The 11,885-nt window shown below is 60.4% G+C and carries 10 protein-coding genes; 5 read left to right on the forward strand and 5 right to left on the reverse strand.

Annotation, left to right across the window (positions count from 1 at the left end):
• Positions 1-21: 21 nt before the first annotated feature.
• Complete coding sequence (locus tag QZ302_RS05965) at positions 22-450, reverse strand: type II 3-dehydroquinate dehydratase (RefSeq protein WP_294593605.1); 429 nt, start codon at positions 448-450, stop codon at positions 22-24.
• A gap of 124 nt (positions 451-574) precedes the next feature.
• Here QZ302_RS05965 and xerA point away from each other — a divergent pair, with 124 nt between their 5' ends.
• The 5 genes from xerA to ilvC all read left to right on the forward strand — a co-directional run bounded on the left by xerA (position 575) and on the right by ilvC (position 7,587).
• On the forward strand, positions 575-1,552 hold the full coding sequence (xerA, locus tag QZ302_RS05970; RefSeq protein WP_294593607.1) for a site-specific tyrosine recombinase/integron integrase: 978 nt from the start codon (positions 575-577) through the stop codon (positions 1,550-1,552).
• Positions 1,553-1,677: 125 nt separating this feature from the next.
• Complete coding sequence (ilvD, locus tag QZ302_RS05975) at positions 1,678-3,510, forward strand: dihydroxy-acid dehydratase (protein WP_294593609.1); 1,833 nt, start codon at positions 1,678-1,680, stop codon at positions 3,508-3,510.
• Positions 3,511-3,540: 30 nt separating this feature from the next.
• Positions 3,541-5,280, forward strand: coding sequence for a biosynthetic-type acetolactate synthase large subunit (gene ilvB / locus QZ302_RS05980; protein WP_294593611.1), 1,740 nt, complete (start codon positions 3,541-3,543; stop codon positions 5,278-5,280).
• A 479-nt stretch (positions 5,281-5,759) separates the two neighbouring features.
• Entirely contained in the window at positions 5,760-6,401 is a 642-nt protein-coding gene (ilvN, locus tag QZ302_RS05985; RefSeq protein ID WP_294593613.1) for an acetolactate synthase small subunit, read from the forward strand.
• Positions 6,402-6,537: 136 nt separating this feature from the next.
• Positions 6,538-7,587 (forward strand): ketol-acid reductoisomerase, encoded by a 1,050-nt coding sequence (gene ilvC / locus QZ302_RS05990; RefSeq protein ID WP_294593615.1) that lies wholly within the window; start codon positions 6,538-6,540, stop codon positions 7,585-7,587.
• A gap of 84 nt (positions 7,588-7,671) precedes the next feature.
• Here ilvC and QZ302_RS05995 read toward each other — a convergent pair whose 3' ends face one another.
• The 4 genes from QZ302_RS05995 to QZ302_RS06010 all read right to left on the reverse strand — a co-directional run.
• A complete protein-coding gene (locus QZ302_RS05995) occupies positions 7,672-9,123 on the reverse strand; it encodes a hypothetical protein (protein ID WP_294593617.1) in 1,452 nt (483 codons plus the stop codon).
• A 19-nt stretch (positions 9,124-9,142) separates the two neighbouring features.
• Positions 9,143-11,023, reverse strand: a complete 1,881-nt coding sequence (locus QZ302_RS06000) for an ABC-F family ATP-binding cassette domain-containing protein (protein ID WP_294593619.1) — start codon at positions 11,021-11,023, stop codon at positions 9,143-9,145.
• Between the two features lie 2 nt (positions 11,024-11,025).
• Positions 11,026-11,487, reverse strand: a complete 462-nt coding sequence (locus QZ302_RS06005) for a type I restriction enzyme HsdR N-terminal domain-containing protein (RefSeq protein WP_294593621.1) — start codon at positions 11,485-11,487, stop codon at positions 11,026-11,028.
• Positions 11,488-11,667: 180 nt separating this feature from the next.
• Positions 11,668-11,885 (reverse strand): hypothetical protein (locus QZ302_RS06010; RefSeq protein WP_294593623.1); only part of this gene is annotated, 218 nt, incomplete at its 5' end.

Raw genomic sequence — 11,885 nt, forward strand, 5'->3', positions numbered from 1 at the left:
CCCGACGAGCAGCCGCAGCCCCTACAGGAAGCTCCGTATCGCCAGCCGATAGGAATCGAGCCCGAAGCCCATGATCGACCCTCTGCACCTCGGCGCGATCAGCGAGACATGGCGAAACTCCTCCCGCGCCAGGATGTTCGAGATATGCACCTCCACCGTTCCCAGTCCGCATCCCGCCACCGCCCCCACCGCATCCGCCAGCGCCACCGACGTATGCGTATACCCCCCCGCATTGAGCACCACCCCGTCGTAAATTTCCCTCGCCCCGTGGATCGCATCGATCAACACCCCCTCCACATTCGACTGGACATAATCCAGCTCCGCCACCCCCTCGAACTCCGCCACCAGCTCCGTCAGGTAATCCTCGAACGTCCGCGAACCATACACCTCCCGATCCCGCACCCCCAGCAAATTGAGATTCGGCCCGTTGATAATCAATATCTTTTTCATGAATTCTCCGATGAGACGTCAAATTTAGTGCAAATTTAGGTAATTTAGCCCCATCCGAACGTATTTTCGCCAGCCCCGCGCCCCGGCAGCACAACCACCCGCGCCCGGCAACCCACCCCGAACCATGAACACCCCCACCCCCGCCACCGCCTGGCAACAAGCCCTGGACAACTACCGCGACTACCTTCGATTCGAGCGGAACCTCTCCGCCCACAGCATCGACGCCTACCGCCGCGACACTGAACAGCTCTCCTCCTTTCTGCTCACCCGTTCCCAGCCCGTCGCCCCCGAGAACGTCACCCCCGCCGACATCGAATCCTTCATGTCCCACCTCTACGACAGCGGCGTCGGCGACTCCACCCAGGCCCGCACCCTGAGCGGCATCCGGAGTTTTTTCTCCTACCTGCTCCACGCCGACCGTATCGACACCCTCCCCACCGAGCTCATCGACTCCCCCCGTATCTCCCGCCGCCTGCCCGACACCCTCTCCTACGACGAGATCCGGCAGATGTTCGACACCATCGACCTCAGCACCCCCCTCGGTCACCGCAACCGCGCCATCCTCGAAGTACTCTACAGCTGCGGCCTCCGCGTCAGCGAGCTAGTCACCCTCCGCCTGAGCGACCTCTTCACCGCCGACCACGTCATCCGCGTGACCGGGAAAGGGAACAAACAACGCCTCGTCCCCATCGCCCCCCCCGCCCTCCGTCAACTCGAACTCTACCTCTCCCGGCGCCACGAACAACCCGTCCAGTCCGACTCCTCCGACATCCTCTTCCTCAACCGCAACGGCCACCAGCTCACCCGCGTGATGATCTTCACCATCATCCGCCGCATCGCCGCCGCCGCCGGCATCACCAAGACCATCAGCCCCCACACCCTCCGCCACTCCTTCGCCACCCACCTGCTCCAGGGCGGCGCCGACATCCGCGCCGTACAAGAGCTGCTGGGCCACGAATCCATCCTCACCACCGAGATCTACACCCACCTCGAACTGCGCGACCTTCGGAGCGCCCTGGAGCTCCACCCCCTCGCCCACCCCTCCGCGAGCGACAAAAAAGACCCGCTTGACACCGAAGAAAAACAAGACACAACAGACTAAAAATAAGTTTATTATAGAATACAATTCCCCATTGGAATCCGTAAACCCCTCCGAACTCCCTTTTGAGTCGGAGGGGTTTATGTTCTTCATTTGTACCGGCAAAGAAGCCCAAAACGCAAACCACCATGAGACCCTTACGCAGCGACGTCAGCACCCATGGCCGCCGGATGGCCGGCGCCCGTAGCCTTTGGCGCGCCAACGGCATGAAAGAAGAGCACTTCGGCCAGCCCGTGATCGGCATCGTGAACTCCTTCACCCAGTTCGTGCCCGGCCACACCCACCTGCACCGCATCGGCCAGGAGCTCAAACAGCTCATCGAAGCCGAAGGGTGCTACGCCGCCGAATTCGACACCATCGCCATCGACGACGGCATCGCCATGGGCCACGACGGAATGCTCTACTCCCTTCCCTCGCGCGACCTGATCGCCGACTCCGTAGAATACATGTGCCAGGCCCACACCGTCGACGCCATCGTCTGCATCTCGAACTGCGACAAGATCACCCCCGGGATGCTGATGGCCGCCATGCGGCTGAATATCCCGGCCGTATTCGTGAGCGGCGGGCCGATGGAGGCGGGGATCGTGGGCGGAGAGGCCTATGACCTCATCGACGTGATGGTCAAAGGCGCCGACCCGAGTATATCCGACGCCCAGCTCTCGAAAATCGAGCGCCACGCCTGTCCCACCTGCGGCTCCTGCTCCGGGATGTTCACCGCCAACTCCATGAACTGCCTTACAGAGGCCTTGGGACTTTCGCTGCCCGGGAACGGAACCATTGTCGCCACCCATACGAACCGCCGGAAACTCTTCGAAGCAGCCGCAAAACTGATTGTCAAGAACGCCCGCGACTACTATTTCAACGACAACGACAGCGTTCTTCCGCAGTCTATCGCGACCAAGCAAGCCTTTCTCAACGCCATGAGCCTCGACATCGCCATGGGCGGGTCGACCAACACCGTGCTGCACCTGTTGGCTGTGGCACAGGAGGCCGGCGTAGACTTCACCATGCGCGACATCGACGCCTTGTCTCGAAAACTGCCCGTGCTGTGTAAAGTGGCCCCCAACCACTCCTCCTATCACATACAGGAAGTCAACCGCGCCGGCGGGATTATGGCCATCCTCGGCATCCTGCTTCGCGCAGGCCTGATCGACGGCACCGTGAAACGCGCCGACGGCTTGACCCTGGCAGAGGCTGTGGCCCGGTACGACATCGCCAACCTCGGAGCCAGTGCCCGGGGCGAAGAGACCGAACGCTACCTCTCCGCCCCCGGGAACCTGCCCGAAGTCAACACCCACTTGGGGTCTCAGGACGCGATGTACCCCGACTACGACCGGAATCGGGCCACGGGGTGTATTCGCGACATCGAACACGCTTATATGAAAGACGGCGGACTGGCGGTGCTCTACGGAAATATTGCGAAAGACGGGTGTATCGTGAAGACCGCCGGCGTCGACGCCTCCATCCTCGTATTCGAAGGGACAGCCCGCGTTTTCGACTCCCAGGAACAGGCCAGCAAAGGGATATTGGACGGGACAGTCAAGGCAGGAGACGTCGTGATTATCCGCTACGAAGGGCCGCGGGGCGGGCCGGGGATGCAGGAGATGCTGTATCCCACCTCCTACCTCAAGACCGTCAAGCTCGACAAGGCATGCGCCCTGCTGACCGACGGCCGTTTTTCCGGCGGGACATCGGGACTTTCGATCGGCCACTGCTCGCCCGAAGCCGCCGCCGGCGGCCTGATCGCCGCCGTCGAAGACGGCGATCCCATTCGGATCGACATCCCCAACCGCTCCATATCCCTGGCCGTCTCCGACGACATTTTGGCCCGGCGCATGGAACGCATTCAGTCGAACGGCGGCTTCCGTCCCCAGCGGGAACGCACCGTGAGCAAAGCCCTGCGCGCCTACGCCCACATGGTCTCCTCCGCCGACAAAGGCGCCGTCCGGATCGTCGAATAGCCCCACATCAACCACCAGAGCGACAGAATCATGAGATATACCGAAAAAGCCCGCATCAGCGGCGCCGAAGCCCTCCTCTCCTCCCTGATCAACCAGGGCGTCGAGACCGTCTTCGGCTACCCCGGCGGGAGCATCACCCCCGTTTACGACCGGTTGCAGGACTACCCCGAACTGCGTCACCTCCTGACGCGGCACGAGCAGGGTGCCGTCCACGCCGCCCAAGGCTACGCCCGCGTCTCGAACCGCACCGGCGTCTGCATGGCCACCTCGGGACCGGGGGCGACCAATTTGCTGACCGGGATCGCCGACGCCATGCTCGACTCCACCCCGATCGTCTGCCTCTCCGCACAGGTGCCGTCAACGGCCTTGGGAACCGACTTTTTCCAAGAGGCCGATATGATTAATATGACCGTCCCGATCACCAAGTGGAACTACCAGGTGACCCGCTTCGACGAGATCGTACCCACCATCGCCAAAGCATTTTATATCGCCGGATCGGGACGTCCCGGCCCCGTGTACATCGAATTCACCAAAGACGCCTTGACCGCCGTCGGCGACTACCGGTGGGAACCCTGCACCGGCATCCGGAGCTACCACCCCAATCCGGCCATCGACCCCGACGCCGTGCGCGACGCCATCGCCCTGCTCAACGAATCCGAGCGACCCTTGATCCTCGTGGGGAACGGCGTGAAAATTTCCGGTGCCGAACAGGAAGTACTCCGTTTGGCCGAAGCCGGAAATATTCCCGTAGCCTCGACCCTGATGGGCCTTTCGAGCATCCCGAGCGACCATCCTTTATATATCGGTATGGTCGGCATGCACGGGAACGTAGCCGGCAACCTCATGACCCAGGAGGCCGATCTTCTGCTCGCCATCGGCATGCGCTTCAGCGACCGCGTGACCGGCAACCTGAAGACCTACGCCCCGAAAGCGAAAGTGATCCACATCGAGATCGACCCCGTCGAGATCGACAAGAACGTCCGCACCGACCTCGCCCTGCTCGGCGACGCCCGCGAAGCCCTGACCGCTTTGCTCAGCGCCGGCGATATCGTCCGGAAACCGCGCGAAGCCTGGTTCGCCTTAGCCGCCTCCCATGCCGCCGTCGAAGAAGAGCGCGTCATCCGGCGTCAATTGCAACCCGAACGGGATACACTGACCATGGGCGAGACCGTCCGCGCCGTGGCCGCAGCCTCCGGCGGCGAAGCCGTCGTTGTGACCGACGTCGGCCAGCACCAGATGATGGCCGCCCGCTACTCCCTCTACAAACACACCCGGAGCTTAGTGACCTCCGGCGGCTTGGGAACCATGGGTTACGGTCTGCCCGCCGCCATCGGCGCGAAAGTCGCCCTCGACGAAACCGCCCGTCGGGATGGAGAGGAACACGGGCGCGACGTAGTCGTCTTCCTCGGCGACGGCGGCTTCCAGATGACCATCCAGGAGCTCGGCACCATCATCCACTGGGGAATCCCCGTTAAAGTCATCGTTCTGAACAACACCTTCCTCGGGATGGTACGCCAGTGGCAGCAGCTGTTTATGGAGAAGCGCTACAACGCCACCGAGCTCGTAAACCCCGACTTCGTCCGGATCGCCGGTGCCTACGATATTCCCGCCCGTCGCGTAACCGAGCGGAGCGAGCTGCAGGCAGCCGTTCGGGAGATGTTCGCCACCCCCGGCCCCTACTTTTTGGAAGTCGCCGTCGGGAAAGAAGACAACGTTTTCCCGATGATCCCCGGCGGCGCCTCGTTAGACGACCTACTCTACAGCGAGTGACCGGCATCATTAGGAAAGAGATTCTCAATAGTCCACTGCGGACACAGACAGAGTCCCTTGAGTCCTGCGGAGCCTAAGGAGTAGCGTAGCTATCACGAAAGTTCTTTGGGTACCTTTCTTTCAAGAAAGGTACGGTTCTATCCGGACCAAAGCTTGACCCGCGCGCGATCGCTGAAGTAGGAAATCATTCAAACGCGTGTTTCGCGTTTGAATAAGATTTCCGCCAGCGCGCGGACAGAGAATAGGGGTAGAGGCGGCCAGTCAGCAAATGCACGCGCCGCCGCCTTAAGAGGGCAATCGTCAAAATGCACTTGTGCGTTTTGACAAGATTTCCCCGGCGCACGAACAAAGAATGGCGCGCGGACAAAAAAGGCTTGCGAACAACGCTCGCCACCGCCCCATGTACAAAAACGCCCATGTATAAAAAAAGTTTATACATTTTGCAGCAATCTTTAAACAAAAAGTATAAAGTTGCAACAATGTTTAAACATTCCGTGAATAACAGACCTTACGAACTGAATACCAACCCCTTCGATTACAACATTACCCGTAATCGACCAACCAGAGAGAAAGCTATGTCCCCCAACCGCGACACCGACCCCACCATACGCGAATACATCGTGACCGTCTTCACCGAGAACCAAGTCGGCGTACTGGGCCGCATCACCTCCATCTTCACCCGTCGCAAGATCAACATCGAGAGCCTGAAAGTGAGCGAAACCGCCGTGAAAGGGATCAGCATGTTCACCATCCACGCCTTCACCAGCGAAGACACCGCCCGCCGCGTGCTGAGCGGCATCGAACGCATCGTCGAAGTGCTCCGCGCCGACAAATACCGCGCCTGCGACGTCACCACCCAACAGATCGCCCTCTACAAAGTCTCCCCCGACGCCTTCCGCCACAGCGGCGACACCCCCCTGAAAGAACACAACGCCCGCGTGATCGAAATCAACCCCGCCTACATCGTTCTCGAACGCACCGGCACCAAAGAAGAGATCGAATCCCTGCGCGACCACCTCCAAACCAGCGGCATGCTTCTTCAATTCACCCGCTCCGAGAACCTCGTCCTGCACGACCCCTCCGTGGAAAACGTCCTCGGCCAGCTCGCCGCAGGCGAATGACCCGGCACCCTTCGCCCGAACCGATTTTTCATGTAATAAACAGGTACGGCACATCGCAACTTCGCCGATAAATCCCTACCTTTACCCCACACACCGAAACCACAAAAAACAGACATAAAAAAACAACCACAAACAAATGGCAAAAATCAACTTCGGCGGCGTAGAAGAAAGCGTCGTCACCCGCGAAGAATTCCCGCTGAGCAAAGCGAAAGAGATCCTGAAAGACGAAACCATCGCCGTCATCGGCTACGGCGTTCAAGGGCCCGGCCAGGCCATGAACCTGCGCGACAACGGCTTCAACGTCATCGTCGGCCAGCGCAAGAACTCCAAGACCTGGGACAAAGCCGTCGCCGACGGCTGGGTACCCGGCCAGACCCTCTTCGAGATCGAAGAAGCCTGCGAAAAAGGCACCATCATCCAGTTCCTCCTCTCCGACGCCGGCCAGATCACCCTCTGGCCCACCGTCAAGAAACACCTGACACCCGGGAAAGCCTTGTACTTCTCCCACGGCTTCGGGATCACCTATAAGGAAAAGACAGGGATCGTGCCCCCTGCCGATGTCGACGTCATCCTCGTCGCACCGAAAGGATCGGGAACCTCGCTGCGTCGGATGTTCGTGGCAGGTCGCGGGCTGAACTCCAGCTTCGCCGTCTTCCAGGACGCGACGGGCAAAGCGAAAGACCGCGTTCTCGCCTTAGGAATCGGCGTCGGCTCAGGCTACCTCTTCGAAACCGACTTCAAACGCGAAGTCTACTCCGACCTGACCGGCGAACGCGGCACCCTGATGGGCGCCATCCAAGGGATCTTTGCCGCACAATACCAAGTACTGCGCGAGAATGGGCACACCCCCTCCGAAGCCTTCAACGAAACCATCGAAGAGCTCACCCAGTCCCTGATGCCGCTCGTAGCCGAAAACGGGATGAACTGGATGTACGCCAACTGCTCCACCACCGCCCAGCGCGGCGCCCTGGACTGGTGGAAACCCTTCCGGGATGCGACATTGCCGGTATTCCAGAAACTTTATAGCGAAGTGGCTAATGGGAACGAAGCGCAGCGTTCGATCGACTGCAACTCGAAACCCGACTACCGCGAAGGGCTCGAAAAAGAGCTCAAAGAGTTGCGCGAGAGCGAGATGTGGCAAGCAGGGATGACCGTGCGCAAATTGCGTCCGGAGAACAACAAATAGATAGTTATCTATCTGATTTACAAACGATTATGGGGTGTATTCCGATCGGAATACACCCCATAATGCTATTTATCCCTCCCCACCCTAACTGCGCCGGAACCTCCCATCCTCCTCATCCCCCTTCTCCCACCCCACCAGCACCACCCTCCACCCCTTCCGTTCCGCCCGTCCGTAGTCCCCCGCCCGATCGTAATCGACCTCCAATTTGCTGACCAGCTTCTCGTCCTCAACCTCCTCACACCTTCCCTGCGGCAGCGCATCATAGATCCGGTTCATCCCCTCCTCCGTCAGCCGATTCCCGTAACACTCCAACGAGACCAGCCGCTCATTGCCGCCCACCACCAGCTCCGTCAGCCCATTCTTATCGCACGCCAGCCGTTCCAGCAACCCGTTCCGGCTCACATCCAGCACCTTCAGTTTATTCCGGTAACACAACAACCGCTTCAGCTTCGGATTCCGCGACACATCCAGCACCGTCAGCTCATTCCCATCGCACTTCAACTCCTCGAGCGCCTCATTTCCGCCGAGCTCCAGCCTCCCGATCCGATTCCGGTAACACCACAACCGCTCCAACTTCGGATTCCGCGACACATCCAACTCCGTCAGCCCGTTATCCGAGACCCACACCTCCTCCAACTCCGGATTGTGCGTCACATCCAACCCCCTCAGCTCCGCATGCCGACACGACAACCTCCTCAACCTCCCGTTCCGGCTCACATCCAGCTCCGTCAGCGGATTGCCCTCACAATCCAACTCCTCCAACTCCGGACAATGCGTCACATCCAACGCCGACAGCTCATTACTGCCGCAGTTCAACACCCTCAGCCTCCCGTTCCCGCTCACATCCAGCTCCGTCAAATTGCTCCCCATACACTCCAGCACCTCCAGCTCCGGACACCCGCCGACCTCCAGCCTCCGAAGCTCCGGCCAGTTCCCCCCCAGATCCAACACCCTCAGTCTCCGATTTTTCGACAGCTCCACCCCCTCCAATCGATTAAAATCCGCCTTCAGCACCTCCAACTCCGGACACCCGCCGACCTCCAGCCCCCTCAAGTCATTCCCCGAACAAATCAATATTTTCAGCCGCGCCAGAGCCCCGACCTCCAACTCCGACAAGCGATTATGCGAACAATCCAACACCTCCAGCCTCGTCAACCGCCCCAGCTCCGGCAGCATCCCCCCCATCCCCCCGCACTCCCACCTCCTGAGCCCCTCGCACCCCTCCATCGAGAGCTCCGAGAAACCAGTCTCCTCCGCCTCCTTCCTCCCGCACCCGAACTGCCACAACTCGCCCTCCTCTCCCACGATCCGGATCCGATACCTCCCCCTCTGTCGATACGTATGCCCGCAATTCCCCCCCTCCAGCGTCTCCGGCATCCTCTCTCCCCGCTCCACCGTCCCGTCCCCCCAGTCGATCATATAGCGTCCCGTTCCCGCCATCGCGAACCGGAAGCGATTCCGTTCCGGCCGATTTTTGTACCTCCTGACATACCGTGCCGTAAAGGCCAGCGTCCACCTGTTCAGCCCTTTGTCCATACTCGTTTTCTCCCATCCGTTAGAGTTCCGAGAGCTCCAGCCAGCGCATCGACTTGACATCGATTTCGTCGATCAGCGCCGCGATCCGTTCCGACTCGGCGATCAGCTCCTCGGTAGACAGAGAGCCGCTGCTCATCGCCGCCTCGATAACCGCCTTCTCCGCCTCCAGCCGCGGAATCTCCTCGCCCAGCAGCTCGAACTCCCGTTTCTCGTTGAACGACAGCTTTCCCTTGACCCGCTCCTTCGGCCTCTCCGCCGCCGGCGCCGCCCCCTTGGGAGCCGCCGCCACCGCCTTGGCCGTCGCCGCCCGCTCCGCCTCCCGCTCCCTTTGCCGGCTGCGGTAATCCGTATAGTTGCCCGGAAAATCCTCGATCCGCCCCTCGCCGTGGAACACCAGCAGGTGATCCGCCACCTTGTCCATGAAATAGCGGTCGTGCGACACCACGATCAGACACCCCGAAAACGCCGCCAGATACTCCTCCAGCACATTGAGCGTCTGGATATCCAGGTCGTTCGTCGGCTCGTCCAGCACCAGGAAGTTCGGATTCGCCATCAGAATCGTGCAGAGATAGAGCCGCCGCCGTTCACCCCCGCTCAGCTTCGCCACATAGTCGTACTGCGCCTGCCGCGAAAAGAGGAACCGCGTCAGCAACTGCGACGCGCTGATCTGTTTGCCGTCGCTTAGAGTGATATTCTCCGAAATGGCCGTGATGACGTCGATCACCCGCGCCTCCGGATCGAACTCCAGCCCCTGCTGGCTGTAATAGCCGAACCGCACCGTCTCGCCGACGTCGATCACCCCGCTGTCGACCGGTTCGAGACCGAGGAGCATCTTGATGAAAGTCGACTTCCCCGTGCCGTTGTTCCCCACGATCCCCATCTTCTCGTAGCGCGCGAAGAGGTAGCTGAAGTCATCGAGAATCACCCGCTCACCGAACCGTTTGAAGAGGTGCAGCGCCTCGAAAATCTTCTTCCCGATATAGGTCTGCCGCACATCCAACTGCACCTCCGCCTCGTTTCGCCTCACGTGCGCCTTCTCCTTAATCTCCTGAAAGGCGTCGATCCTGTATTTCGCCTTTCCCGACCGCGCCGACGGCGTGCGGCGTATCCACTCCAACTCCCTGCGGTAGAGGTTTTTCATCCTCGCCACCGTCGCGTCCGCCGCGTCGATCCGCTCCTGCCGTTTTTCGAGGTAGTAGCTGTAATTGCCTTTGTAGCTGTAGATTCGGCGGTCGTCGATTTCGAGGATTTCGTTGCAGACCCGGTCGAGGAAGTAGCGGTCGTGGGTCACCATCAGCAGACTCATGCGCCGCCCGGCGAGGTATTCTTCCAACCATTCGGTCATTTCGAGGTCGAGGTGGTTGGTCGGCTCGTCGAGGATCAGCAGTTCGGGCTCGACGATCAGCGCCGCGGCCAGCGCCACCCGCTTGAGCTGGCCTCCCGAGAGCGTTTCGACCCGCTGTTCGAGGTCGGTGATCTGCAACCGACTGAGAATCTGCTTGGCCCGCTGTTCGAAGTCCCACGCCCCGAGCGCCTCCATCCGGGGGAACAGGGCGTCGAGCGCCGCCGTGTCGTTCCGGGCCAGAGCCTGTTCATACTGCGCCAAAGTCCGGACAGTTTCGTTTTCGCCCTGAAAACAGGCCTCCAACACAGTCGTCCCGGTCGGAAACTGCGGATTCTGTTCCAGATAGCCGACCCTCAGGTCGCGCCGGAAAACGACTGCGCCGCTGTCGTAGTCCATCCGGCCGGCAATGATATTGAGCAGGGTGGTCTTTCCGGCCCCGTTTGCGGCGATCAGGCCGATGCGCTCTCCTTCGTTGATGCCGAAAGCGATGTTTTCGAATAGGGTGCGCTCGCCGAAGGATTTGGTGAGCGACTCGACTTGCAGATGGATAGCCATATTTACAGTTGCGGTATTTCGTCGATGAAGCGGTAGCTCCGGGCGGCGTGGTCGATCTGGCAGCAGTAGTGACGCAACCCATTGGTCACCACTAAGTAAGGCACCCCGAGCCGGATGTTGTAGTGTGCCACCTGGTTGAATACATCCTGTGTGATGGTCACTCCGGCGGCTTTGCATTCGACGACGAGCTGCGGTTCGGCCTGCCGGGAGTAGACGACGATGTCGGCGCGCAGGGCGAATCCGTCGATACGGAGGGGTTGTTCCTGTACGATGCGGTAAGGGTCGATGCCGCGACTGCCGGTGAGAAAGCGGATAAAGTGCTGCCGTACCCACTCTTCGGGGGTGAGTACGAGCCATTTGCGTCGCAATGCGTCCCAGACTTCGGGTTTCGGGCCGGCGGCGCGGAGCCGCAGGTCGGCGGCCGGGAGATTCAGGGGGGGATATTTGTCGGGATCGAGCATCATGAGGTTGCAAAATAACGAAATTTTCGGGGCTTTTCTGCTCTCTTCGGAATCAGGCGTCGGAAATCCGGCAGGAGTAGAGGTTTCCATTAGCTGTTGGGGTAGAGGCGGCCAATCGGGAGTGCGGCACGCACCGCCTGCTCGGCGGACGCGTTCGCGCCACGGCGGGCGGCCTTTATTACTTTAAAGTAACCGCGCGCCACGCCTTAGGAGGGAAATCGTCAAAAAGCACGGACGCGTTTTGGCAAGATTTCCTCGGCGCGCATCGAAGAACAGGGCTGTCGGCAGCTTAAGGATGCGCAGCATCCGTCGAAAGTTTTTTTGGTTCTTTTTGTTCACAAAAAGAACAGTACCCTCCCGTAGAACATACGCGCGCCACGCCTTAAGAGGGAAATCGTCAA

This window comes from uncultured Rikenella sp., assembly GCF_910579375.1.
Taxonomy (GTDB): Bacteria; Bacteroidota; Bacteroidia; order Bacteroidales; family Rikenellaceae; genus Rikenella.

What these genes read in the sequence shown, in the direction of transcription:
- ilvD (WP_294593609.1), top strand. Translation starts at nt 1,678, where the DNA reads ATGAGACCCTTACGCAGCGACGTCAGCACCCATGGCCGCCGGATGGCC.
- QZ302_RS05995 (WP_294593617.1), bottom strand. Translation starts at nt 9,123, where the DNA reads ATGGACAAAGGGCTGAACAGGTGGACGCTGGCCTTTACGGCACGGTAT.
- xerA (WP_294593607.1), top strand. Translation starts at nt 575, where the DNA reads ATGAACACCCCCACCCCCGCCACCGCCTGGCAACAAGCCCTGGACAAC.
- ilvB (WP_294593611.1), top strand. Translation starts at nt 3,541, where the DNA reads ATGAGATATACCGAAAAAGCCCGCATCAGCGGCGCCGAAGCCCTCCTC.
- QZ302_RS06000 (WP_294593619.1), bottom strand. Translation starts at nt 11,023, where the DNA reads ATGGCTATCCATCTGCAAGTCGAGTCGCTCACCAAATCCTTCGGCGAG.
- ilvN (WP_294593613.1), top strand. Translation starts at nt 5,760, where the DNA reads ATGTTTAAACATTCCGTGAATAACAGACCTTACGAACTGAATACCAAC.
- QZ302_RS06005 (WP_294593621.1), bottom strand. Translation starts at nt 11,487, where the DNA reads ATGATGCTCGATCCCGACAAATATCCCCCCCTGAATCTCCCGGCCGCC.
- QZ302_RS05965 (WP_294593605.1), bottom strand. Translation starts at nt 450, where the DNA reads ATGAAAAAGATATTGATTATCAACGGGCCGAATCTCAATTTGCTGGGG.
- ilvC (WP_294593615.1), top strand. Translation starts at nt 6,538, where the DNA reads ATGGCAAAAATCAACTTCGGCGGCGTAGAAGAAAGCGTCGTCACCCGC.